Origin of the sequence: Enterobacter sp. JBIWA005 (assembly GCF_019968805.1) — a bacterium.
In the GTDB taxonomy this organism is placed as follows: domain Bacteria; phylum Pseudomonadota; class Gammaproteobacteria; order Enterobacterales; family Enterobacteriaceae; genus Enterobacter; species Enterobacter vonholyi.
Genome location: NZ_CP074159.1, coordinates 3,676,372 through 3,699,187, shown reverse-complemented (window position 1 = coordinate 3,699,187; position 22,816 = coordinate 3,676,372). Strand labels below are relative to the sequence as shown.

The following is a 22,816-nucleotide window of genomic DNA, read 5'->3' as shown; positions in this document are numbered from 1 at the left end:
TGCGATTTTTAAAGTGCTATAAAATCAATGCGTTAATTATTGGCACGGTTTATGAATATCTCCGCGCATAACTGTAATGCTGGAGAAGCAGATGAACCGTTTTATTATGGCCGATGCCAGTAAGTGTATTGGTTGCCGTACCTGTGAAGTGGCGTGCGTGGTTTCCCATCAGGCGGAGCAGGACTGCGCGTCGCTTACCCCTGATACCTTCCTTCCGCGCATCCACGTCATCAAAGGCGTGAATATTTCCACCGCCGCCATCTGTCGCCAGTGCGAAGACGCACCGTGCGCGAACGTCTGCCCGAACGGGGCGATTAAACGCGAGAAAGGCTTTGTGCACGTGATGCAGGAGCGCTGCATTGGCTGCAAAACCTGCGTGGTGGCCTGTCCGTATGGCGCGATGGAGGTGGTGGTCCGTCCGGTGGTGCGCAACAGCGGTATGGGGCTGAGCGTGCGGGCCGAGAAAGCCGAAGCCAACAAGTGCGACCTGTGCTACCACCGCGACGCCGGTCCGGCCTGCATGGAAGCCTGCCCGACGCACGCGCTGGTCTGCGTGGATCGCGACAAGCTTGAGCAGATGAGCGCCGAAAAGCGCCGTCGCGCGGCGTTCGACACCTCGTCATCACTGCTGTTCTGAACCGTATGAGCAGCAACGGCGTTCAGCTGCGCGTGCGCGGCAAAGTGCAGGGCGTAGGGTTTCGTCCCTTCATCTGGCAGCTGGCGCAGGCGCTTCAGTTGACCGGTGACGTCTGCAATGACGGAGAGGGCGTGCTGGTGCGCCTCGCGGGTAATGGGGGGGCCTTTACCGCGAGGCTGCATCAGGACTGCCCGCCGCTGGCACGCATTGACCACGTGGAAACGCAGCCGTTTACCTGGGCGCACGTGCCGGAGGACTTCAGCATCCGCCACAGCGCGGGCGGGGCGATGGACACGCAGATCGTCCCCGACGCCGCGACCTGTCCGGCGTGCCTGGCTGAAATGCGCGACCCCGGCGAGCGCCGCTATCGCTATCCGTTCATCAACTGCACGCACTGCGGGCCGCGGTTTACCATTATCCGCGCGATGCCCTACGACCGCCCGGCCACGGCAATGGCGCCATTCCCGCTCTGTGTGCCGTGTGAAGCAGAGTACCGCAATCCTGCCGACCGCCGTTTTCACGCTCAGCCGGTAGCCTGCCCGGACTGCGGGCCCGCGCTTATGTGGCGTGCGGGCGACATAACTGCTGAGCGCGAGGCTGCGCTGCGCGCGGCGGTGGCGATGCTGAAAAGCGGCGGTATTGTCGCCGTCAAAGGGCTGGGCGGCTTTCACCTCGTCTGCGATGCGCAAAACCCACAGGCGATAGTGAAATTGCGGTCACGCAAACAGCGCCCGTCGAAGCCGCTGGCGGTGATGATCCCGCATGCGGATGACCTGCCGGAGACGGTTCAGGCGCTGCTACGATCACCCGCCGCACCCATTGTGCTCACGCCAAAAGCCTGGCTGCCCGCGTTCCCGGAAGGTATCGCGCCCGGTCTGGATTCCGTGGGCATCATGCTTCCTGCGAACCCGCTGCAGCATCTTTTGATGATGGACTGCCAGCGCCCGCTGGTGATGACTTCAGGTAACCTCAGCGGCAGACCGCCAGCCATCACCAGCCGGCAGGCGCTGGAGGAGCTCAGCGGCATCGCGGACGGTTTCCTGCTGCATAACCGCGATATCCTGCAGCGGATGGATGATTCGGTGATGGATCGAGACGGGGCGATGCTGCGCCGGGCGCGCGGTTTTGTGCCCGATGCCATCACGTTGCCTGCGGGTTTCGAGAATATTCCCGCCATGCTATGCACCGGCGCGGAGATGAAAAACACCTTCTGCCTGGCGCGTGGGAACCAGGCGGTGCTGAGCCAGCATTTTGGCGATCTCGGTGACGAGGGTGTCGAAGCGCAGTGGCGCAGCGCGCTCTCGACGATGCAGGAAATTTACAGCTTTCAGCCGGAACGCATTGTATGCGATGCCCATCCGGGGTACCGCGTGCGTCAGTGGGCGCAGGTGCAAGGGCTGCCCGTTGAAACTGTCCTGCATCATCACGCCCACGCGGCTGCGTGCCTGGCGGAGAACGGCTGGCCACTCGACGGCGAAGACGCAATTGCCCTGACGCTGGACGGGATCGGCATGGGTGAGAACGGCGCGCTGTGGGGCGGGGAGTGCCTGCGGGTGAACTATCTCGCGTGTGAGCGTCTGGGCGGGCTGCCTGCCGTTGCGCTTCCGGGGGGCGATCTGGCGGCGCGGCAGCCGTGGCGCAATTTACTCGCCCACTGCCTGGCGTTTGTGCCTGACTGGCAGCAGTACCCTGAAACGCGTGCGGTACAGCGCCAGAACTGGCCGCTGCTGGCGACGGCGATCCGGCGTGGCATCAACGCGCCGCGAGCTTCTTCCTGTGGTCGCCTGTTTGACGCGGTTGCCTGTGCGCTCGGCATCGACACGCAGCGTTACGAAGGGGAAGCGGCCTGCCGGCTGGAAGCCCTGGCCTCGCAGTGCTCGGGTGTCGACCATCCGGTAACGCTGGACGCGGATAACCTCGCGCAATTCTGGCAGCAGTGGCTGAGCTGGCAGGCGGAGCCCTGCGAGCGCGCGTGGGCATTTCACGACGCGCTGGCAAAAGGGCTGGCGGAACTCGCCGCGCTCCATGCCCGACGCCTGTCGCTGTCGACAATCTGTCTCAGCGGCGGCGTGCTGCACAACCGTCTGCTGCGCGCGCGCCTACGTCATTATCTTTCTGACTTTACGCTTCTTTTTCCTTCGCGCCTGCCCGCAGGTGACGGAGCGATCTCCTTCGGGCAGGCGGTGGTCGCCGCTGCCCGGTCATGTTTACAAAGGACTAAAAATGTTACGACTGTTACGCAATGAACCTCGCGCCGCGCTTCTGCTGCTGGCTCTGGTAATGGCAAACCTGCTGGCATGGGGATGGGCATGGCAGACCTTTAGCGGCAGCACGGCGCTGATGGCCGCTAGCCTGCTGGCGTGGTGCTACGGGCTGCGTCACGCGGTGGACGCCGACCACATTGCCGCCATTGATACCGTGACGCGTAAGATGATGCAGCAGGGCAAACGTCCGTCCGGCGTGGGGGCGTGGTTCTCGCTGGGGCACTCCACCATCGTGGTGCTGGCCTCCATTGCTATCGCCGCGACCGCGACGGCGTTTCAGAAAAACATGGAATGGTTCCACGAAACCGGCAGCCTGATTGGCACCGCCGTTTCCGCCTCCTTCCTGCTGGCGATGGCGCTGGTGAACATGGTGATCCTGCGCGGAGTCTGGCGCAGTTTTCAGGCGCTGAAAAAAGGCCAGCCGGTGCAGGGCGACATCACGCTGCCTGCCCAGGGCGGCGTCATGAACTGGCTGTTTGGCAAAACCTTCCGCCTTGTCAATAAAAGCTGGCAGATGTATCTGGTGGGTTTCCTGTTTGGCCTCGGTTTTGACACGGCCACCGAGATTGGCGTGCTGGGGATCTCTGCCGCCAGCGCCTCCAGCGGGATGTCGGTGTGGTCAATCATGATCTTCCCGGCACTCTTCGCCAGCGGCATGGCGCTGGTGGATACCCTCGATAATCTGCTGATGGTCGGCGCCTACGGCTGGGCCTTTAACAAGCCGCAGCGCAAGCTCTACTACAACATGACTATCACCAGCACCTCCGTGGTGGTGGCGCTGTTTATCGGCGGGCTGGAAGCGCTGGGTCTGCTGATGGACAAATTTGCCCTCAGCGGCGGCGTGTGGGATCTGATTGGCACGGTAAACGACAACCTGGGCAACGCCGGATTTGTGGTGGTCGGGCTGTTCGTTTCCTGCTGGCTGATCTCCATGGTCAACTACCGCTGGCGCGGCTACGACGCGCTGGTGGTGCGTTCCTGATCCGGCTCCTGCACAGCGTAACCTCCGCGACTTCCTCAATGGCTGGCGCAAAGCGGCATACCGATAAAAAATGCTGAAAATATAGGACTTTTGCGGAATAAAATATATTCCGCATTCTTCGCTTGTGTGAAATAGCGAGAAAGATAATTGAGTTATTTATAAAAATTCGCCATGATTTACCTCCGGCTGCTCATATCTTTTCAGGCTGGGGCTGGCGTCAATAATAAATCGAGATGATGTTTTTAAGCTTTTCCATATTAAAGTATTTACGAAAATAATAAATAAGGGATTGATAGCGATGATATATCTGCTTTGCATTTATTTTATGAATAGGATTCGTAAAAAAAAGCTCCGGGATATCGGGGCGGTGAATAATAATATCCAAAGGTTAAGTAAGCATGACCCTTTTGCAGGCCGGGTAGGCGAAGCGCCACCCGGCAAAAAGAGGGTTAAGCAGGTAGCAATTTCAGCAGAGCGAAAGCCTCCTTCATCCGATCTTCACTGACCACAAAAGCGCGTAGTTGATCCTCGTTGTCTACGCCATGCGCGACCATTCCCTGCTGTTCGAGGGTTATTTTCCAGCTCAGATCCTGACGCTGCGTTTCACCTGCGAGATGCAGCGGTAATTCCGGAGTTTTTACTTTAATTAGCATGGCGGGTAATTTCAGCGGCGCGCTGCCGCCGAGCAGGTTTTTAGCAAGATACATCGCGCTTAATTGGATTGGCTGTAAAAAGGGAAGTGCCTGACCATTAATTTCAGCGCAGTCTCCTAACGCGTAAATATCAGGTTGCGTGGTTTGCAGATAGCTATTTACCTTCACGCCACGCTGTATTTCGGCGCCTGCGCGATGCGCCAGCGCGGTTTCCGGGCGCAGGCCCGTCGCCGCGATAACCGCATCGACCTCAACGCTGCGGTTGCGGTCGAGCATGGCACGAATGCCGCCTTCGGTTTTACTCAGGCTTTGCAGCTGCGATTTCAACAGCAGATGTACCCCCATGTCGGTCAGGCGATGCTGTAAGCGACTGCTTACTTCTGCGGGCATCAGCGACGACAGAATGCTCGCCGCATGGTCGACCAGAGTCACGGATTTTCCCGCCCGGCAGAAATCCATCGCCAGCTCGGTGCCTATCAGCCCGCCGCCGACAATCATCACGCGCTGCGCGTCGCGAAGCCCCGTTTCGCTGGCCTGATACTCCTGCTGGCTGTTGAGGGTGATTATCAGCTCGCGGCCCTCAATCGGCGGCACAAACGCAGAGGCACCCGTGGCAAGCACCAGCCTGTCGTACTGCCAGGTTTTCTCTGTCGCTTTCACAACGTGAGCGGCGGCGTCGATGTCGGTGACCCAGGTGTACGGGAACAGGCGCAGGTTAAACAGCTCGGCGAACTCCCCCGCCGTCTGGCGGGTGAGATCTTCGGCGCGCTGATTCTGACTAATCACGTGGCTTAAGTCAGGCTTGTTGTACTCGTCCATGCTGTCGGCGGCAATCAACGTCAGCGGCACGCTGGCGTCCTGTTTGCGGATGTTTTTCACCAGCTGACGGGCGGCAAAGCCCGAGCCGATGATGACGATGCCGTGGCTCATTTTGCCTCCGTTGCCAGTTCATCAAAAACGTCTTTCCCGAGGGAACATTCCGGGCAGAGGAAGTTGTCCGGCACGTCACTCCACGGCGTACCCGGCGCGACATCCTGCAGCGGCTCGCCCAGCTCAGGGTCGTAGATCCACTGGCAGACGCTGCACTGCATGCAAGGACCGAGGTCCGCAGCGGCAGCTTCAGCTACGGCTTCCGGCGCAACCGCCGCAGCGGGGGCGGTTTCCGGCAGAGGTGCAAGCGCCCACTGCCGCGCAATGTCGCGGCCGTGCTGGCGGCAGATCTCCAGGGCGTCGATATCCGGTCGCCATTTGGCTTTAAGGCTGAGGGACATCTCAAAACCGGCATCCTGTAAACGGGTGGAAAGGCGGTCTACCGCGCCGCCGCTCCAGCCATGGGAGCCAAAGGCGCTGGCGCGCTTGTTACGGAAGCGCAGGCCGGTCATCTCTTCCACCAGACCGGCAATTTTCGGCATCATTACGTTGTTCATGGTGGAGGTGCCCACCAGCACGCCCTTAGAGCGGAACACGTTGGTCAATACCTCGTTCTTATCGCTGCGCGCCACGTTGAAGATTTTCACCGCCACGTTCGGGCCCACTTCGTTGATGCCCTGGGCAATGGCGTCCGCCATCATGCGGGTGTTGTTGGACATGGTGTCGTAGAAAATCGTAATGCGGTCTTCCTGATAGTCCGCCGCCCATTTCAGGTACAGCTCCACAATCTGGGTGGGATTTTCACGCCACACCACGCCGTGAGAGGTAGCAATCATCTCCACCGGCAGATTAAAGCCGAGGATCTCGGTGATTTTAGGCGTCACCAGGCGGCTGAACGGGGTAAGGATGTTGGCGTAGTACCGCTGGCACTGTTCGAACAGTTCGGTCTGATCCACTTCGTCATTAAACAGGCGTTCGTCGCAGTAGTGCTGGCCGAAGGCATCGTTGCTGAACAGCACCGCGTCGCCGGTCATGTAGGTCATCATGCTGTCCGGCCAGTGCAGCATCGGCGTTTCCACGAAGATCAGCTGCTTGCCGTTGCCGATATCCAGCGCGTCGCCGGTTTTCACGGTGTGGAAATTCCACTCCGGATGGTGGTGGTGGCCGTTGATCGAGTCGATGGCGTTGGTGGTGCAGTAGATCGGCGTGTTCGGGATGTAAGACATCAGCTCGGTCAGCGCGCCGGCGTGATCTTCTTCCGCGTGGTTGATGATGATGTAGTCGATGGCGTCCAGGTCGATTTCGCTGCGCAGGTTCTGCACGAACTCGCGGCTGAACTTGTGATCGACGGTATCGATCAGCACGTTTTTTTCTTCGCGGATGAGATAGCTATTGTAGCTGCTGCCGCGCAGCGTTTTGTATTCCGTCCCGTGGAAATCGCGCACTTCCCAGTCACGTTGACCCACCCAATGAATGTTATTTTTAACCAGAATAGACATAGCAACCTCTACGTAATACAGCATTTTCAAATAAGATGATTTGCTTATATCAAGTTGCGTGCCAGTTTTTAATCATTTGATTTTAATGAATTAATGTTGCCGTGCCTCGTAGTGGGTAGTCATTATGACTATCAAAAGAAGTGTCAATATGACAACATGCATTGTCAAAATGACAGCGAGGTCACTATGAGCTTTTCCGTAGACGTGCTGGCGAAGATCGCCATTGAGCTGCAGACCGGTATCGGCCATCAGGACCGCTTTCAGCGGCTGATCTCCACGCTGCGCCACGTGCTTGAGTGCGATGCGTCCGCACTGCTGCGCTACGAGGGGCGGCAGTTTATTCCGCTGGCTATCGACGGGCTGGCGAAGGACGTGCTCGGACGGCGTTTTACCCTTGAGGGCCATCCGCGTCTGGAAACTATCGCCCGCGCGGGTGACGTGGTGCGCTTTCCGGCGGACAGCGATCTGCCCGACCCGTACGATGGGCTTATTCCCGGCCAGGAGAGCCTGAAGGTGCATGCCTGTATCGGCCTGCCTTTATTTGCCGGACAAAATCTGATTGGCGCGTTGACCCTCGACGGCCTTTCGCCGGACCAGTTCGATGCCTTTAGCGACGAAGAGCTGCGCCTGATTGCCGCCCTGGCCGCCGGGGCGCTTAACAACGCGCTGCTGATTGAACAGCTTGAGAGCCAGAATATCCTTCCCGGCAGCCCGGCGGCGTTTGAGCAGGTCACGCATACGGAGATGATTGGCCTCTCTCCGGGCATGGCGCAGCTCAAAAAAGAGATTGAGATCGTTGCCGCTTCCGATTTGAACGTGCTGATCTTCGGGGAGACCGGCACTGGCAAGGAGCTGGTGGCGAAGTCCATTCACGAAGCGTCGCCGCGCGCGGTGAACCCGCTGGTGTACCTCAACTGCGCCGCGCTGCCGGAAAGCGTGGCGGAAAGCGAGCTGTTTGGTCACCTTAAAGGGGCGTTTACCGGGGCCATCAGCAACCGCAGCGGCAAGTTCGAAATGGCCGATAACGGCACGCTGTTTCTGGACGAAATCGGCGAGCTCTCCCTGTCGCTGCAGGCCAAGCTGCTGCGCGTGCTGCAGTACGGCGACATCCAGCGCGTGGGGGATGACCGCAGCCACAGAGTGGACGTTCGCGTGCTGGCGGCCACCAACCGTGACCTGCGTGAAGCGGTGCTGGCAGGGCAGTTCCGCGCCGACCTGTTCCATCGCCTGAGCGTGTTCCCGCTTACCGTGCCGCCGCTGCGCGAGCGCGGGGACGACGTGGTGCTGCTGGCGGGCTTTTTCTGCGAGCAGTGCCGTCTCAGGATGGGGCTTTCCCGCGTGGTGCTGAGCCCGGGTGCGAGGTCGCATCTGCTAAGCTACGGCTGGCCGGGCAACGTGCGCGAGCTGGAGCATGCGATCCACCGCGCGGTGGTGCTGGCGCGGGCGACGCGTTCGGGAGATGAGGTGGTAATTCATGCGCGGCATTTTGCACTGCATGAGGAAACTGCCCCGACCGTGAAGGCTGCTGCGCCTGAGAGCGCAAACGAGAATCTGCGCGAGGCGACGGAAGAATTCCAGCGTCGGATGATTACCCGCGCGCTGGAGCAGAATAACCGCAGCTGGGCGGCGTGCGCGCGGGCGCTGGAGATGGACGTCGCCAACCTGCACCGGCTGGCGAAGCGTCTGGGACTGAAGGGTTAGATAATGCCGGCCTGATAGAAATCCTGAAGGTTGATGGCGCCGCACAGCCTGCCGGTGTCATCCACCACCGGTGCGGCGGTGATTTTGCGCTTCATCAGCACCTCTTTGGCTTCAATGGCGCGGCTCTCGGCGTTCAGCGTCAGCCCCCCTTTGGTCATGGCGTCCGACACTTGGGTTTCCAGCCTGCCGCCGCCCACCAGCCAGCGGCGCAGGTCGCCGTCGGTGAACACGCCTTTGACGTACCCGTCGTCATCGCACACCGCCACCAGCCCCAGACCGGTGCGGCTGAGCTCCAGCATCGCGTCCATGACGCTGGTATTGAGTTTGACCTGCGGAATCGCATCGTCGGTGCGCATCAGGTGGTGAACCTTGTTGAGCAGGCGTGCCCCGAGCGCCCCCGCCGGATGCGAGCGGGCGAAATCTTCTTCGTTAAACCCGCGCGCCTGCATCACCGCCATCGCCAGCGCGTCGCCCATCATCAGGGTGTTAACGGTGCTAGAGGTCGGGGCGAGGTGCATCGGACAGGCTTCACGCTCAACGGAAATATCCAGCGTCGCTTTGGCGGCCAGCGCCAGCGGCGAGCGGGATTTCCCGGTCATCGCCAGCAGGGCAACCGATTTTTCCTGCAGGCGCGGAATAATGAGATCCAGCTCTTTGGCCGAACCGGAGTAGGAGATAAACAGCATCACGTCGCGGCTTTCTATCATCCCCAGATCGCCGTGCAGCGCCTCTGCCGGATGCACGAAGAAGGCCGGGGTGCCGGTGCTGGCGAGCGTCGCAGCAATCTTTTTGCCGATATGGCCGGATTTACCGATGCCCGCCACGATCACTTTGCCTTCGCAGTGGATAATGGTGTTGGCAGCGCGGACAAAATCCTCGCCCAGACGTTCCGGCAGGCGGCTGGCTTCCTGCAGCTCCAGCATCAGCGTCTGGCGGCCCGTTTCTAACAGAAAATCACTCATCTCTCTCTCCGGTTACGATCACGTCGATTCCTTTCTCTTCCAGCGCTTTTTTGAACGCCGGGTCGATACCCGCGTCGGTAATCAGCTTATCGACGCTTTCAAGGCTACAGACAATGTTGGGGCTTTTGCGGCCAAACTTCGACGAGTCGGCCATCAAAATCACTTCCCGTGCAGCGTTACACATGGCTTTACTGACGCTGAACACCTCGTTGAACGTCGTAACGCCGGCGTTCAGGTCGATGCCGTCGGTGCCCATAAACAGCTTATCAAAGCTGAAGTGGTCGAAGGCATTTTCCGCCAGCTGACCGTGAAACGACGCCGATTTTTTGCGGAAGGTGCCGCCGGGCATCAGGATGGTCTGCTCGCTGTCGAACTCCGACAGGGCGTTGACGATGTGCAGGCTGTTGGTCATCACCGTGATGTTATTAAAGCGGCTGAGCAGCGGGATCATCTGCAGAACGGTACTGCCTGCATCCAGAATGATGGAGTCGCCATCGTGGATAAATTTTACGGCGGCTTCGGCTATCAGCGCTTTCTGGTGGGTATTGATCAGCGTTTTGTGGTCGATAGGCGGGTCGGCTTCGTCCTTATTGAGCACCACGCCGCCGTAGGTTCGAATGACGGCGCCAGAGTTTTCAAGCAATACGAGGTCCTTGCGTATCGTCGTGCCGGTGGTGTCAAAGTAGTGGGCCAGATCCTCTACCGAACATTTTCCCTGTTTTTGCAGATGCTCGAGAATGGCCGCCTGCCGCTGACGAGGTTTCATAGGCGCTTCGTTCCTTAGGTTGCGAAACGATAATTTCGCAAGACTATATCTTTCACAACGAAATTATCCATGTTTCAGATTAAGCGCTAATGATAGTGCATTCTGACAGAGCGGATCATGGGGAAAGATCACATCAGGCTGCAATTCCTGCAGCGAAATGCCATTGATTGCCTGGATTTTCACCGGGCGGGCAAAGACGGTCATGCCGCGCATGATGAGTGAATCGCAGACGTTATTGTTTTCATCCAGCGCAATAGCCACGACGACTCGCGGTTTAAAGCGTCCGCCGGAACGCCCGACGCCCACGCGGCCTTTCTGGCACAGGGCATCAAATGCGCGGTTAAACTGGTGAATTTGCCAGCCGCCGAACGCCATCTGGCAGAGCCGGGCGAGGGCGGCGACGGTGATGAGTGCGGTGACCATATCGGCTCCTTATTGTGTACCCTCTCCCGGCGGGAGAGGGTTAGGGTGAGGGCATCAGGCCGCTCGATCAGAACATTACCTGCCCGCCGGTGACGTTAATCGACTGCCCGGTGCAGTACGAGGCTTTCGGGCTGGCGTAAAACAGCAGCATGTTCAGCACGTCCTGATAATCGCACCCGCGCTTCAGCGGCACTTTATCGATGTAGTACTGCTCCACTTCCTCAGCCTTGATGCCGAGCTTGGTGGCATACTGCGGCAGCAGGGACTGGAACATCGGCGATTTAAGCAGGTTGCCCAGCATCAGCGAGTGCACGGTAATGCCGTACTCGGCCAGATCCAGCGCCAGAGACTGCGTTAGCCCCACGCCGCCAAACTTCGCCGCGCTGTAGCCGGAGTTATGCTTGCTGCCCACTTTCCCTGATTTGGAGTTGATCTGAATGATGCGCCCCTGAATGCCGTCGCGGATCATCAGACGGGAAAACTCGCGGGCGCAGAGGAAATAGCCCACCAGATTCACCTGCAGCGAACGGTCAAAGTCCCCCAGTTCGAAATCGCTGATAAAGGCCGCTTTCGCAATTCCCGCGCTGTAGACCAGCAGATCGGTACGCCCAAAAATCTCGTCCACGCCGCGGGCCAGCGCCATCACGCTCTGTTCGCTAGTGGCGTCGGCGCCAAACCCGTACGCCATCCCTTCACCAAACTCGGTGTTAATGGTGTCCGCCACGCGGGCGGCTTTTTCACTCTGAATGTCCACTACCGCCACGCGGTAGCCCTCTGCGGCAAGCCCACGGCAGAGGAACTCACCTAAGGTTTGTCCTCCACCAATGACAACGGCAACCTGACTCATGTCTATCTCCTTAATTACGCAACAAATTTTAACGTGCAGCCTGGGGTGACAGCCTGCGGAACCGGGCCCGCCACGTGAACCGTACCGGGATATTCGGCCTGCGGCTGGCCGTCGAAACGCAGGGTGATGTGGCCCAGCTCGCGCAGGTTTTGCTCGGCCACGTCGCCGACGGCGGTCACGGCATAGCGCGCCTCGCCCAGCTCCAGCTGGCTACCGGCCTTCAGCTCACCGTTCAGCTCGCCGTGGCAGTGGATAAAACAAAACTCTTCGATATCCGCAGGCGCCCCTTCGCGGAAGGTGATCAGCATCTGGTCGCTCAGCGCGTCGGCGGCGCTCTGGCCAATGCGGGTAATGGTGGTCTGGTAAATCACGGTCATTGCAGGAACCTCTTATTGATAAATAAAGCCGGAAACAAACCAGGCAATCAGCACCGTCGGGGCGCCCGTCAGGAAGCGGCTCACCAGCACGGACGGCACGCCCACGCGCACGGTGTCCTGGCGCGCTTCGGCCAGCGACAGCCCAACGGGGATGAAGTCGCACGCCGCCTGGGCGTTAATGGCAAACAGGGCAGGCAGGGCGAGGTGCGGGGGAATGTTCCCCAGACCAATCTGCACGCCAATCAGCACGCCGATGACCTGAGCGATCACCGCGCCCGGGCCGAGGAACGGCGACAGCAGCGGGAAGGAGCAGATCAGCGCCAGCGTCACCAGCCCGAGCGGGTGGCTGGCGAGCGGGGCGAGGCCGTGGGCAATCCAGTCGCCCAGGCCGGAGGCCATGATGATGCCGATCAGCGCCGAGACGAACGCCATAAACGGCAGAATGGTTTTCAGCACCGTGTCGATGGTGTCGCGCCCGGACTGGAAAAGCACCGCCACGGCGGAACCCATGCCCATCCCGACCTTCGCCAGCAGGCCGTCGCTCTGCTCGGTGATCTTCTTGCTGGTGTCGTACTCGCGCGGGGCCGCTTTTTGCGGCGCGGCAGTGCCATTCACCAGAGTAATGTTGTCCTCCTTTACGCCCGAGACATAAATGTCTTCAAGGATGTACTGCGCCAGCGGGCCGGATTTACCGGTGGAGTGAATATTTACCGTCGGAATACGGCGCTTCGGATAGATACCGCAGCGCAGCGTGCCGCCGCAGTCGATCACCGCCACGCCGATTTCCGCTTCCGGCGGCTCGCCTTCCTTGAAGCCGTCGACCGCTTCCCAGCCGGTCAGCTCGCGCAGCCTGTCGACGATCGCCGGGCGGGTACCCGCGGTGATGTAGACGATCTTTTTACCTTTGGTGGCGTCGAACTCCAGCGGGCCGCCCCAGCCGCCCGTGCCTTTGTCAATGCGGATCCGGTTCATGCTGTGGCTCCTGAAAGATGGACCTTCTGTTCAAGCTGGATGCCCATTTTTTTCTCGAAAATAGCGGTGGTGAGGTCGGTCACCCAGCCGCGGAAGAAGTTGGTCACCAGACCGACCAGCAGGTAGCTCACCGCCAGCGGGCCGAGCGGCAGGCCAAGCGTAGTAAGGCCGCTGGCGATCCCGAGATAAACGAACAGCTCGCCGGGGTTGATGTGCGGGAACAGGCCGTTCATGGAATGGCAGCTGTAGGAAGCGGCGGCGTAGTAGCTCGGCTTGTACTTTTCCGGCATAAAGCGGCCGAGGCTTAAGGTCATCGGGTTGCAGAACACGAAGGTGCCGATAAAGGGCAGTATCAGGTAGCGGGACAGTGGGTTTCCGGCGCAGCGCTGGGCGAAGCGTTCAATGCGCTGCTGGCCGATAAAGTTGATCAGCGCGTTCATGATCACCAGCAGGCTGATCAGCAGGGGCAGGATCCCGGTCACCATGCCGGTGAACACTTCTCCGCCTTTTTGAAATAGCCCGATGAACCACTCGGCGCCGTGGGTGATGGTTTCTATCATTCTTCTCTCCTGTGAGGCTTTTTGTTTTTGTCTGGCTGGGCTAATAATAATCACTTTGAAAGGTTTTAAAGTGTTAGTTAGATCTCACAATGAAAGAAAAATGGATTATTTTGAAAGTTTATTGGTGGAGCTAATGATTTTCGATGGAAAAAAGCGCGGATTTGCGTAGGGAAGGTGCGTACCGCTTCCTTGAGGTGTTGCGGATGCTTTACCATACTGGGTTCTTATCGAACCCGTTAAATGGATGTCTCATGTTCAAGCGTCGTTATGCAGCGCTGTTGCCTGCGCTTATTCTGCTGTCTGCCTGTAGTAGCAAACCTAAGACCGAAGCCGTTCAGCAAACGGCGGGCGCGCCTTCCGGAGGATTCCTGCTGGAGCCGCAGCACAATATGATGCAGATGGGCGGCGACTTCGCGAATAACCCGGCGGCCGAGCAGTTCATCGATAAAATGGTGAGCAAGCACGGCTTTGACAGACAGCAGCTGCACGAAATTTTGTCTCAGGCCAAGCGTCTGGACTACGTGCTGCGCCTGATGGACAGACAGGCGCCGACGGCCCAGGTGCCGAGCGGGCCAAACGGGGCGTGGCTGCGCTATCGCAAACAGTTCATTACCCCGGACAACGTGCAAAACGGCGTGGCGTTCTGGAATCAGTATGAAGATGCGCTTAACCGCGCGTGGCAGGTGTACGGCGTGCCGCCTGAAATCATCGTCGGGATTATCGGCGTGGAAACCCGCTGGGGCCGCGTGATGGGGAAAACCCGCATTCTGGATGCGCTGGCGACGCTCTCCTTTAACTATCCGCGCCGCGCGGAGTATTTCTCTTCCGAGCTGGAAACCTTCCTGCTGATGGCGCGCAACGAGCAGGACGATCCGCTCGATCTGAAAGGGTCGTTTGCCGGCGCGATGGGCTACGGCCAGTTTATGCCGTCGTCCTATAAACAGTATGCCGTCGACTTTAACGGAGATGGCCATATCAACCTGTGGGATCCGGTGGATGCCATCGGCAGCGTGGCGAACTACTTTAAAGCGCACGGCTGGGTGCCGGGCGGGCAAGTTGCGGTGCAGGCGAACGGCGAGGCGTTTGGGCTGGAAAACGGCTTTAAAACCAAATACAGCGTTGCACAGCTGACGGCGGCAGGCTTAACGCCAACCCAGCCGCTGGGCAATGTCGATCAGGTGAGTCTGCTGCGTCTGGATGTCGGGACGGGCTATCAGTACTGGTACGGTCTGCCGAATTTCTACACCATTACCCGCTATAACCACAGCACCCACTATGCGATGGCCGTATGGCAGCTGGGGCTGGCGGTATCGCAGGCCCGCGTGCCGGCGGCGTCACCGTTTAGTCAGTAAGTCACCTTATTCCCCCTCTCCCTGTGGGAGAGGGCTGGGGTGAGGGCATCCGCGCGCATCTATTTCCCGCAGAAACATTTCGCCACACTCCCTCTGCAAACCTGCCATTTACATCTTAACCACCTTTTATTATTGTTATGTTATAACATATAAATTGGTGTCGAGATGTCAACGTCCCTTTTCTCTCTGTCTGCTCCGGTTCGGCTTTTGCTGGCGCTGGTGTTGGTTGTCTTTATTGGGCTGGCCGTGCGCTGGGCGGTGGCATTGCCATGATTGTGATGAATGAACTGGTCGCGGGTTATGAACGCCAGCCCATTACGCGGCCCCTTTCGGGCACGATTGAGCGCGGAAGCATTACCGCCATTATCGGCGCTAACGGCTGCGGGAAATCCACGCTGCTGAAAACGCTGGCGGGGTTTATTCCTCCCGTCAGCGGCGGCTTTCGCTGGCAGGGGAAGCGCCCGGTAATCGGATGGCTGGCACAGCGTCACGCGCTGGAGGCGCAGTTTCCGCTGACCGTGCGCGATGTCGTCAGCATGGGCTGCTGGCCGGGCATTTCGCTGCTTTCCGGGTTTCGTCGCGAAACGCGGTTGCGTATTGCCAGCGCGCTTGAGCGCGTCGGACTGGAAACCATGGCCTTATCCACCATCGATGAGCTCTCCGGCGGGCAGTTCCAGCGCATGCTGTTTGCCCGCGTCCTGGTACAGCAGGCGCCGCTGGTGATGCTGGATGAGCCCTTTACCGGCGTCGATGAAGCCACCTGCAACGTGCTGATGGACGTGATGCTGGAGATGTATATGCAGGGGCAAACGCTGCTCGCGGTACTGCACGACAGCGAGCGCGTGTCGCGCCATTTCCCGCAAACGCTGCGGCTGGATGCTGACGTGCCCCAGTGGAAAACCGAGCGGGTGAGGGTGGCATGATCTGGCATCTCTTTTTTCAGCCGTTTATTGAGTACGGCTTTATGCGTCGCGCGCTGGTGGTTTGCCTTGCGCTCTCGGTCAGCACTACCGCGCTCGGCGTGTTTCTTCAGCTGCGTCGGATGAGCCTGATGGGCGACGCTCTTTCTCACGCCATTTTGCCGGGCGTTGCCGTGGGGTATTTACTCAGCGGCATGTCGCTGCTGGCGATGAGTATTGGCGGTTTTATCGCGGGCATTACCGTGGCGCTGCTGGCCGGTCTGGTCAGCCGACGCACGCCGCTTAAGGAAGATGCCAGCTTCGCGGGGTTTTACCTTGGCTCACTGGCGCTGGGCGTCACGCTGGTGTCGCTGCGCGGGTCGAATGTCGATCTGCTGCATCTGCTGTTTGGCTCCATCCTCGCCGTGGACAACGACGCCGCGCTGTTTGTTACGGGCGTGTGTATGTTCACCCTTATCACGCTGGCGCTGTTCTATCGCGGGCTGGTCACAGAAGCGTTTGATACCGCCTGGCTACAGGTGAACGCCCGCTGGCTGCCCGGCCTGCTGCACGGACTGTTTCTGGCGCTGCTGGTTCTTAACCTGGTGGCTGGTTTTCAGGTGCTCGGCACGCTGATGGCCGTCGGGCTGATGATGCTGCCAGCCGTGGCGGCCCGCTGCTGGGTGCGCACGCTGCCTGCGTTACTCCTGATGGCGGGCATCAGCGGTATTTTCTGCGCATGGCTGGGGCTGAGCCTCTCCTGGGCAATGAGTTTGCCTGCCGGGCCATCCATCGTGCTCACCGCCAGCGCGCTGTTCTTTATTTCCATTTTACTGGGCACGCGAAGCAGGCTCGCTGGCAGCCTGCGCGCGCTTTTTTAACGCAAGGGGAAACGATGAAACGAACAGGATTAGTAGTGGCGCTCGCGCTGGGGATGATGTCGCACGGCGTGATGGCGAAAACGCTGAATGTGGTCACCAGCTTTTCGATACTGGGGGATATCACGCAGGAGGTGGGCGGTGACCATGTGAACGTGACGACGCTGGTGGGGCCGGACGGCGATCCGCATACCTTTGAACCGTCGCCGAAAGACAGCGCGGCGCTGAGCAAGGCCGATGTGGTGGTGGTGAACGGCCTGGGGCTGGAGGGCTGGCTCGATCGGCTGGTGAAGGCCTCCGGGTTCAAAGGACAGCTGGTCGTCGCCTCAGCCGGGGTGAAAACTCACACGCTTGAGGAAGATGGAAAGACCGTGACCGATCCGCACGCGTGGAACAGCGCGGCGAACGGGGCGCTGTATGCACAAAATATTCTGAACGGGCTGGTGAAAGCCGATCCGCAGGACAAAGCCGCGCTGGAAGCCTCCGGTAAACCGTATATCGCGCAGCTTAACCAGCTGGATAGCTGGGCCAAAACGCGCTTTAGCCAGATCCCGCAGGCGAAGCGTAACGTGTTGACCAGCCATGACGCGTTTGGCTATTTCAGCCGCGCCTACGGCGTGACGTTTATGGCGCCGCAGGGACTGTCGTCCGAGAGCGAGGCCAGCGCGTCGCAGGTTGCTGAGATTATCAATCAGATCAAAGCCGACGGCGTCAAAACCTGGTTTATGGAAAATCAGCTCGATCCGCGTCTGGTGAAGCAGATAGCGTCGGCAACGGGCGCACAGCCGGGGGGCGAGCTTTACCCCGAAGCGCTGTCGGCAAAAGGCGGGGTGGCAGACACCTACGTTAAGGCATTTCGCCACAACGTGAACACCCTCGCCGATAGCATGAAATAACATTTCCACAGCCGGTGCGTCTGCACCGGCTTTTTTCTGAAGCTCCCTCGTAAAACCTGAAGTGCATCCCCACATCTGACGAGAAAGTGCTATCTTGTGCAGCACGTTTTTCTGATGCCTGGAGCGAGAATGACTGACCATGAATTGATGCAGCTTAGCGAGATCGTTGGCCTTGCGCTGAAGCAGCGTGGCGCGACAATCACCACCGCGGAATCCTGCACCGGCGGCTGGGTGGCGAAAGCGATTACCGATATTGCCGGCAGTTCCGCCTGGTTTGAACGCGGTTTTGTGACCTACAGTAACGAAGCTAAAGCACAGATGATTGGCGTGCGTGAATCCACACTTGAACAGCATGGCGCGGTCAGCGAACCGGTGGTGATCGAGATGGCCATTGGTGCGCTCAAAGAGGCGCGGGCAGATTACGCAATTTCCATTAGCGGCATTGCGGGCCCGGACGGCGGCAGCGACGTGAAGCCTGTCGGCACAGTCTGGTTTGGGTTTGCTACTTCTAAAGGCGAAGGCATCACCCGCCGGGAGTGCTTCAGCGGCGATCGCGAAAGCGTGCGTCGTCAGGCAACGGAATATGCGCTAAAAACGCTCTGGCAACAATTTCTACAAAACACTTGATACTGTATGACCATACAGTATAATTGCACCAACAGAACAGAAATCCACGGTGAAGCACAGTCGCTTCTCCCGGCATGACAGGAGTAATAATGGCTATCGACGAAAACAAACAGAAAGCGTTGGCGGCAGCACTGGGCCAGATCGAAAAGCAATTCGGTAAAGGCTCCATCATGCGCCTGGGTGAAGACCGTTCCATGGATGTGGAAACCATCTCCACCGGTTCGCTTTCTCTGGATATCGCGCTGGGCGCTGGCGGCCTGCCTATGGGCCGTATCGTAGAAATCTACGGGCCAGAGTCCTCTGGTAAAACCACCCTGACGCTGCAGGTCATTGCCGCGGCACAGCGCGAAGGTAAAACCTGTGCGTTTATCGATGCCGAGCACGCGCTGGACCCTGTGTATGCCCGCAAGCTGGGCGTCGATATCGACAACCTGCTGTGTTCTCAGCCGGACACCGGTGAGCAGGCACTGGAAATTTGTGACGCGCTGGCGCGTTCTGGTGCTGTTGACGTTATCGTGGTCGACTCCGTTGCCGCATTGACGCCAAAAGCTGAAATCGAAGGCGAAATCGGCGACTCTCACATGGGCCTTGCGGCTCGTATGATGAGCCAGGCGATGCGTAAGCTGGCGGGTAACCTGAAGCAGTCCAACACGCTGCTGATCTTCATCAACCAGATCCGTATGAAAATCGGCGTGATGTTCGGTAACCCGGAAACCACTACCGGTGGTAACGCACTGAAATTCTATGCTTCTGTCCGTCTGGATATTCGCCGTATTGGCGCGGTGAAAGAGGGCGAAAACGTGGTCGGTAGCGAAACCCGCGTCAAGGTTGTGAAGAACAAAATCGCTGCGCCGTTCAAGCAGGCGGAGTTCCAGATCCTCTACGGTGAAGGTATTAACTTCTTCGGTGAGCTGGTTGACCTGGGCGTGAAAGAGAAGCTGATTGAAAAAGCGGGCGCCTGGTACAGCTACAACGGTGACAAGATTGGTCAGGGTAAAGCGAATGCCATCTCCTGGCTGAAAGAGAACCCGGCTGCGGCGAAAGAGATCGAGAAGAAAGTGCGTGAGCTTCTGCTGAACAACCAGGACTCCACACCTGATTTCGCGGTTGATAGCGCGGATGCTGAAGAAACTAACGAAGACTTTTAATTCTTTCGTTTAACAATGAAGGGCTGCTGATGCGGCCCTTTTTGCATTTCTGAACCAGCAGGTTTTTTATGAGTGAACCGACAACACGTCGACCCGCGTATGCACGCCTACTGGATCGCGCGGTGCGCATCCTGGCTGTCCGTGACCACAGTGAACAAGAGCTGCGGCGAAAACTGTCGGCGCCGGTGATGAGTAAAAACGGCCCGGAAGAGATTGATGCCACCGCGGAAGATTATGACCGCGTAATCGCCTGGTGCTATGAGCATCGCTATCTTGATGACGAGCGTTTTGCCTCGCGGTTTCTCGCCAGCCGTGGCCGTAAAGGATACGGGCCCGCGCGTATCCGGCAGGAGCTAAACCAGAAAGGGGTAGCCCGGGAGTCCATCGAAAAAGCGATGCGCGAATGCGATATTGACTGGTGCGAACAGGCAAGAGAACAGGCGATTCGCAAGTACGGCGAGCCGCTGCCGCGTGAATTTTCAGAAAAAGTTAAAATCCAGCGCTTTTTGCTCTACCGCGGCTTTCTGATGGAAGATATTCAGGATATCTGGCGTAATTTTGCCGATTGAACGCATGCGGGATTTTACTTCCCACTAAAGAAAACTTATCTTATTCCCACTTTTTCCAGTAGCTGGTCTGTCCAACGGTTTACCGATACAGGCTGGCTACGACATTTCGTTAGCTTGATTTCAGGATAATTATGAGCAAGAGCACCGCTGAGATCCGTCAGGCGTTTCTCGATTTTTTCCATAGTAAGGGACACCAGGTTGTTGCCAGCAGCTCCCTGGTACCGAACAACGATCCGACTCTGCTGTTTACCAACGCCGGGATGAACCAGTTCAAGGATGTGTTCCTTGGTCTCGACAAGCGTAATTATTCCCGCGCCACAACCTCACAGCGTTGCGTGCGTGCGGGCGGTAAACACAACGACCTGGAAAACGTCGGTTACACCGCGCGTCACCACACCTTCTTCGAAATGCTGGGTAACTTCAGCTTCGGCGACTACTTCAAACACGATGCCATTCAGTATGCGTGGGAACTGCTGACCGGTGAAAACTGGTTCAACCTGCCGAAAGAGCGTCTGTGGGTTACCGTCTATGAAACCGATGACGAAGCCTACGAAATCTGGGAAAAAGAAGTCGGGATCCCGCGCGAGCGTATTATTCGCATCGGCGATAACAAAGGTGCGCCTTACGCGTCCGACAACTTCTGGCAGATGGGTGACACCGGTCCTTGCGGTCCGTGCACCGAGATCTTCTACGATCACGGCGACCACATCTGGGGCGGCCCTCCGGGAAGCCCGGAAGAAGACGGCGATCGCTACATTGAGATCTGGAACATCGTCTTCATGCAGTTCAACCGTCAGGCCGACGGTACGATGGAGCCGCTGCCGAAGCCTTCCGTTGATACCGGTATGGGCCTGGAGCGTATTGCCGCGGTTCTGCAGCACGTTAACTCCAACTATGAGATTGACCTGTTCAGCACCCTGATCAAAGCCGTTGCCGAAGTCACCGGCGCGACCGATCTGAACAACAAATCGCTGCGCGTTATCGCGGACCACATTCGTTCCTGCGCGTTCCTGATTGCAGACGGCGTTATCCCGTCGAATGAAAACCGTGGCTACGTGCTGCGTCGTATCATTCGTCGTGCTATTCGTCACGGCAACATGCTGGGCGCGAAGGACACCTTCTTCTACAAACTCGTTGGGCCACTGATCGGCGTGATGGGTTCTGCCGGTGACGAGCTGAAACGCCAGCAGGCGCAGGTTGAGCAGGTTCTGAAAACCGAAGAAGAGCAGTTTGCCCGTACTCTGGAGCGCGGTCTGGCGCTGCTGGACGAAGAGCTGGCGAAGCTCAAGGGCGACACGCTGGATGGCGAAACCGCTTTCCGCCTGTACGACACCTACGGCTTCCCGGTTGACCTGACAGCGGACGTTTGCCGCGAGCGCAACATCAAAGTTGACGAAGCGGGCTTCGAAGCCGCGATGGAAGAGCAGCGCCGTCGTGCGCGTGAGTCCAGCGGTTTCGGTGCAGACTACAACGCGATGATCCGCGTTGATAGCGCGTCTGAATTCAAAGGTTATGAGGCGCTGGAACTGACCGGCAAAGTGACCGCCCTGTTTGTTGACGGCAAAGCCGTGGACAGCATCAGCGCGGGCCAGGATGCTGTTGTCATTCTGGACAAAACGCCATTCTACGCCGAATCCGGCGGTCAGGTTGGCGATAAGGGCGAACTGAAAGGCAACGGTTTCAGCTTCAGCGTCAGCGACACCCAGAAATACGGTCAGGCGATTGGTCACCAGGGCAAGCTGGTTTCCGGTTCTCTGAAAGTGGGCGAGGGCGTCCAGGCTAACGTTGATGAAGCTCGCCGCGCGCGCATTCGTCTGAACCACTCGGCAACCCACCTGATGCACGCGGCCCTGCGCGATGTGCTCGGTACCCACGTTGCACAGAAAGGTTCTCTGGTTAACGACAAAGTGCTGCGCTTCGACTTCTCGCATTTTGAAGCGATGAAGCCATCTGAAATCCGTGCGGTGGAAGATCTGGTAAACGCGCAGATCCGTCGTAACCTGCCAATCGAGACTCATATCATGGATCTTGAGGACGCGAAGAAAAAAGGTGCGATGGCGCTGTTTGGTGAGAAATACGACGAACGTGTTCGCGTGCTGAGCATGGGCGACTTCTCTACCGAGCTGTGCGGTGGTACACACGCCTCGCGCACCGGTGACATCGGCCTGTTCCGTATTGTTTCCGAGTCGGGTACGGCGGCAGGTGTGCGTCGTATTGAAGCGGTGACCGGTGAAGGTGCGATTGCCAGCCTGCATGCGCAGAGCGATCAGCTGCACGATATCGCGCAGCTGCTGAAAGGCGATAGCCAGAACCTGGGCGAGAAAGTGCGCGTTGCGCTGGATCGCACGCGTCAGCTGGAAAAAGAGCTGCAGCAGCTGAAAGAGCAGGCTGCGGCGCAGGAGAGTGCAAACCTCTCCAGCAAGGCTGTAGACATTAAGGGCGTCAAACTGCTGGTCAGCGATCTGGCGGGCGTTGAGCCTAAGATGCTGCGTACTATGGTCGACGATCTCAAGAACCAGCTTGGTTCTACCGTTATCGTGCTGGCGACAGTGGCAGAAGGTAAGGTTTCTCTGATTGCGGGCGTATCTAAGGATGTGACCGACCGCGTAAAAGCAGGGGAACTGATTGGTATGGTCGCTCAGCAGGTGGGCGGCAAGGGTGGCGGTCGTCCGGACATGGCGCAAGCCGGTGGTACGGATGCGGCGGCACTCCCTGCAGCATTGGCCAGCGTTGAAAGCTGGGTAAGCGCGAAACTGTAATAACTACAAAGCACAAGCAGACGCCATAGCGGTAACGTTATGGCGTCTTGTTCACTGTGCTATCGATAACGATAAAGTCAGGTTGAGTTTGTGTATATCGGCTAAACTTACGTTTAACAGAATGTGATGCCGTGACTGCTTACACTTTACGTGTTTGTCATCGCTTACTTTTTGG

Annotated in this window: 21 protein-coding genes; 12 read left to right on the top strand and 9 right to left on the bottom strand. The window is 58.5% G+C overall.

Annotated elements, in window-relative coordinates:
- Positions 1 to 91: 91 nt before the first annotated feature.
- The 3 genes from hydN to KGP22_RS17535 are packed head-to-tail and all read left to right on the top strand — an operon-like array spanning position 92 to position 3,883.
- Positions 92 to 637 carry an electron transport protein HydN gene (hydN, locus tag KGP22_RS17545; RefSeq protein ID WP_023308960.1) on the top strand — a complete coding sequence of 182 codons (546 nt, stop codon included), beginning with the start codon at positions 92 to 94 and terminating at the stop codon, positions 635 to 637.
- Positions 638 to 642: 5 nt separating this feature from the next.
- A complete protein-coding gene (gene hypF, locus KGP22_RS17540) occupies positions 643 to 2,883 on the top strand; it encodes a carbamoyltransferase HypF (protein ID WP_223580370.1) in 2,241 nt (746 codons plus the stop codon).
- Complete coding sequence (locus KGP22_RS17535) at positions 2,861 to 3,883, top strand: HoxN/HupN/NixA family nickel/cobalt transporter (RefSeq protein WP_149366666.1); 1,023 nt, start codon at positions 2,861 to 2,863, stop codon at positions 3,881 to 3,883. Before hypF ends, KGP22_RS17535 begins: the two co-directional genes overlap by 23 nt.
- Before the next feature lie 449 nt (positions 3,884 to 4,332).
- On the opposite strand, the gene norW is transcribed toward KGP22_RS17535, so the two are convergent.
- Positions 4,333 to 5,466: an NADH:flavorubredoxin reductase NorW gene (norW, locus tag KGP22_RS17530; RefSeq protein WP_111965489.1), complete on the bottom strand. Its 1,134-nt coding sequence runs from the start codon at positions 5,464 to 5,466 to the stop codon at positions 4,333 to 4,335.
- Positions 5,463 to 6,905: an anaerobic nitric oxide reductase flavorubredoxin gene (gene norV / locus KGP22_RS17525; protein ID WP_223580369.1), complete on the bottom strand. Its 1,443-nt coding sequence runs from the start codon at positions 6,903 to 6,905 to the stop codon at positions 5,463 to 5,465. The genes norW and norV overlap by 4 nt, the downstream gene beginning before the upstream one ends.
- A 186-nt stretch (positions 6,906 to 7,091) precedes the next feature.
- On the opposite strand from norV, the gene norR reads away from it, so the two are divergent.
- Positions 7,092 to 8,606 carry a nitric oxide reductase transcriptional regulator NorR gene (norR, locus tag KGP22_RS17520; RefSeq protein ID WP_223580368.1) on the top strand — a complete coding sequence of 505 codons (1,515 nt, stop codon included), beginning with the start codon at positions 7,092 to 7,094 and terminating at the stop codon, positions 8,604 to 8,606.
- On the opposite strand, the gene gutQ is transcribed toward norR, so the two are convergent.
- From gutQ to srlA, 7 genes are all read right to left on the bottom strand, one after another.
- On the bottom strand, positions 8,603 to 9,568 hold the full coding sequence (gene gutQ / locus KGP22_RS17515; protein ID WP_111965491.1) for an arabinose-5-phosphate isomerase GutQ: 966 nt from the start codon (positions 9,566 to 9,568) through the stop codon (positions 8,603 to 8,605). The two genes, norR and gutQ, sit on opposite strands and share 4 nt — an antisense overlap.
- Entirely contained in the window at positions 9,561 to 10,334 is a 774-nt protein-coding gene (locus tag KGP22_RS17510; RefSeq protein WP_032640855.1) for a DNA-binding transcriptional repressor, read from the bottom strand. Before KGP22_RS17510 ends, gutQ begins: the two co-directional genes overlap by 8 nt.
- 63 nt (positions 10,335 to 10,397) lie before the next feature.
- The gene (gutM, locus tag KGP22_RS17505) at positions 10,398 to 10,757 is read right to left on the bottom strand and encodes a transcriptional regulator GutM (RefSeq protein ID WP_223580367.1); all 360 of its coding nucleotides are present in this window, start codon (positions 10,755 to 10,757) and stop codon (positions 10,398 to 10,400) included.
- A gap of 67 nt (positions 10,758 to 10,824) precedes the next feature.
- Complete coding sequence (srlD, locus tag KGP22_RS17500) at positions 10,825 to 11,604, bottom strand: sorbitol-6-phosphate dehydrogenase (RefSeq protein WP_023294411.1); 780 nt, start codon at positions 11,602 to 11,604, stop codon at positions 10,825 to 10,827.
- A 14-nt stretch (positions 11,605 to 11,618) separates the two neighbouring features.
- Positions 11,619 to 11,981, bottom strand: a complete 363-nt coding sequence (srlB, locus tag KGP22_RS17495; RefSeq protein ID WP_008499554.1) for a PTS glucitol/sorbitol transporter subunit IIA — start codon at positions 11,979 to 11,981, stop codon at positions 11,619 to 11,621.
- A 12-nt stretch (positions 11,982 to 11,993) separates the two neighbouring features.
- Entirely contained in the window at positions 11,994 to 12,953 is a 960-nt protein-coding gene (locus KGP22_RS17490; RefSeq protein ID WP_223580366.1) for a PTS glucitol/sorbitol transporter subunit IIB, read from the bottom strand.
- Entirely contained in the window at positions 12,950 to 13,513 is a 564-nt protein-coding gene (gene srlA, locus KGP22_RS17485) for a PTS glucitol/sorbitol transporter subunit IIC (RefSeq protein ID WP_003862164.1), read from the bottom strand. The genes KGP22_RS17490 and srlA overlap by 4 nt, the downstream gene beginning before the upstream one ends.
- A 251-nt stretch (positions 13,514 to 13,764) precedes the next feature.
- Between srlA and mltB the strand changes: the two genes are divergently transcribed.
- The 8 genes from mltB to alaS all read left to right on the top strand — a co-directional run bounded on the left by mltB (position 13,765) and on the right by alaS (position 22,641).
- Positions 13,765 to 14,865, top strand: a complete 1,101-nt coding sequence (gene mltB, locus KGP22_RS17480; RefSeq protein ID WP_223580365.1) for a lytic murein transglycosylase B — start codon at positions 13,765 to 13,767, stop codon at positions 14,863 to 14,865.
- A gap of 269 nt (positions 14,866 to 15,134) precedes the next feature.
- Complete coding sequence (locus KGP22_RS17475) at positions 15,135 to 15,788, top strand: ATP-binding cassette domain-containing protein (RefSeq protein ID WP_223580364.1); 654 nt, start codon at positions 15,135 to 15,137, stop codon at positions 15,786 to 15,788.
- Positions 15,785 to 16,645: a metal ABC transporter permease gene (locus KGP22_RS17470; RefSeq protein ID WP_032660373.1), complete on the top strand. Its 861-nt coding sequence runs from the start codon at positions 15,785 to 15,787 to the stop codon at positions 16,643 to 16,645. The genes KGP22_RS17475 and KGP22_RS17470 overlap by 4 nt, the downstream gene beginning before the upstream one ends.
- Positions 16,646 to 16,659: 14 nt before the next feature.
- Positions 16,660 to 17,538, top strand: a complete 879-nt coding sequence (locus KGP22_RS17465; protein WP_111965497.1) for a metal ABC transporter substrate-binding protein — start codon at positions 16,660 to 16,662, stop codon at positions 17,536 to 17,538.
- Between the two features lie 129 nt (positions 17,539 to 17,667).
- Complete coding sequence (pncC, locus tag KGP22_RS17460; protein ID WP_032643004.1) at positions 17,668 to 18,165, top strand: nicotinamide-nucleotide amidase; 498 nt, start codon at positions 17,668 to 17,670, stop codon at positions 18,163 to 18,165.
- Between the two features lie 89 nt (positions 18,166 to 18,254).
- Positions 18,255 to 19,313: a recombinase RecA gene (gene recA, locus KGP22_RS17455; RefSeq protein WP_024907698.1), complete on the top strand. Its 1,059-nt coding sequence runs from the start codon at positions 18,255 to 18,257 to the stop codon at positions 19,311 to 19,313.
- Positions 19,314 to 19,381: 68 nt separating this feature from the next.
- Positions 19,382 to 19,882 carry a recombination regulator RecX gene (recX, locus tag KGP22_RS17450; protein ID WP_223580363.1) on the top strand — a complete coding sequence of 167 codons (501 nt, stop codon included), beginning with the start codon at positions 19,382 to 19,384 and terminating at the stop codon, positions 19,880 to 19,882.
- Positions 19,883 to 20,013: 131 nt separating this feature from the next.
- Positions 20,014 to 22,641, top strand: coding sequence for an alanine--tRNA ligase (alaS, locus tag KGP22_RS17445; protein WP_223580361.1), 2,628 nt, complete (start codon positions 20,014 to 20,016; stop codon positions 22,639 to 22,641).
- Positions 22,642 to 22,816: the final 175 nt, after the last annotated feature.

Excerpts from the sequence above, each read along its gene's own strand:
- norR (WP_223580368.1), top strand. The coding sequence starts at position 7,092 with ATGAGCTTTTCCGTAGACGTGCTGGCGAAGATCGCCATTGAGCTGCAG.
- KGP22_RS17475 (WP_223580364.1), top strand. The coding sequence starts at position 15,135 with ATGATTGTGATGAATGAACTGGTCGCGGGTTATGAACGCCAGCCCATT.
- gutQ (WP_111965491.1), bottom strand. The coding sequence starts at position 9,568 with ATGAGTGATTTTCTGTTAGAAACGGGCCGCCAGACGCTGATGCTGGAG.
- recX (WP_223580363.1), top strand. The coding sequence starts at position 19,382 with ATGAGTGAACCGACAACACGTCGACCCGCGTATGCACGCCTACTGGAT.
- alaS (WP_223580361.1), top strand. The coding sequence starts at position 20,014 with ATGAGCAAGAGCACCGCTGAGATCCGTCAGGCGTTTCTCGATTTTTTC.
- gutM (WP_223580367.1), bottom strand. The coding sequence starts at position 10,757 with ATGGTCACCGCACTCATCACCGTCGCCGCCCTCGCCCGGCTCTGCCAG.
- KGP22_RS17465 (WP_111965497.1), top strand. The coding sequence starts at position 16,660 with ATGAAACGAACAGGATTAGTAGTGGCGCTCGCGCTGGGGATGATGTCG.
- mltB (WP_223580365.1), top strand. The coding sequence starts at position 13,765 with ATGTTCAAGCGTCGTTATGCAGCGCTGTTGCCTGCGCTTATTCTGCTG.
- hydN (WP_023308960.1), top strand. The coding sequence starts at position 92 with ATGAACCGTTTTATTATGGCCGATGCCAGTAAGTGTATTGGTTGCCGT.
- KGP22_RS17535 (WP_149366666.1), top strand. The coding sequence starts at position 2,861 with ATGTTACGACTGTTACGCAATGAACCTCGCGCCGCGCTTCTGCTGCTG.
- KGP22_RS17510 (WP_032640855.1), bottom strand. The coding sequence starts at position 10,334 with ATGAAACCTCGTCAGCGGCAGGCGGCCATTCTCGAGCATCTGCAAAAA.
- pncC (WP_032643004.1), top strand. The coding sequence starts at position 17,668 with ATGACTGACCATGAATTGATGCAGCTTAGCGAGATCGTTGGCCTTGCG.
- srlB (WP_008499554.1), bottom strand. The coding sequence starts at position 11,981 with ATGACCGTGATTTACCAGACCACCATTACCCGCATTGGCCAGAGCGCC.
- recA (WP_024907698.1), top strand. The coding sequence starts at position 18,255 with ATGGCTATCGACGAAAACAAACAGAAAGCGTTGGCGGCAGCACTGGGC.
- norV (WP_223580369.1), bottom strand. The coding sequence starts at position 6,905 with ATGTCTATTCTGGTTAAAAATAACATTCATTGGGTGGGTCAACGTGAC.
- srlD (WP_023294411.1), bottom strand. The coding sequence starts at position 11,604 with ATGAGTCAGGTTGCCGTTGTCATTGGTGGAGGACAAACCTTAGGTGAG.
- KGP22_RS17490 (WP_223580366.1), bottom strand. The coding sequence starts at position 12,953 with ATGAACCGGATCCGCATTGACAAAGGCACGGGCGGCTGGGGCGGCCCG.
- hypF (WP_223580370.1), top strand. The coding sequence starts at position 643 with ATGAGCAGCAACGGCGTTCAGCTGCGCGTGCGCGGCAAAGTGCAGGGC.
- KGP22_RS17470 (WP_032660373.1), top strand. The coding sequence starts at position 15,785 with ATGATCTGGCATCTCTTTTTTCAGCCGTTTATTGAGTACGGCTTTATG.
- srlA (WP_003862164.1), bottom strand. The coding sequence starts at position 13,513 with ATGATAGAAACCATCACCCACGGCGCCGAGTGGTTCATCGGGCTATTT.
- norW (WP_111965489.1), bottom strand. The coding sequence starts at position 5,466 with ATGAGCCACGGCATCGTCATCATCGGCTCGGGCTTTGCCGCCCGTCAG.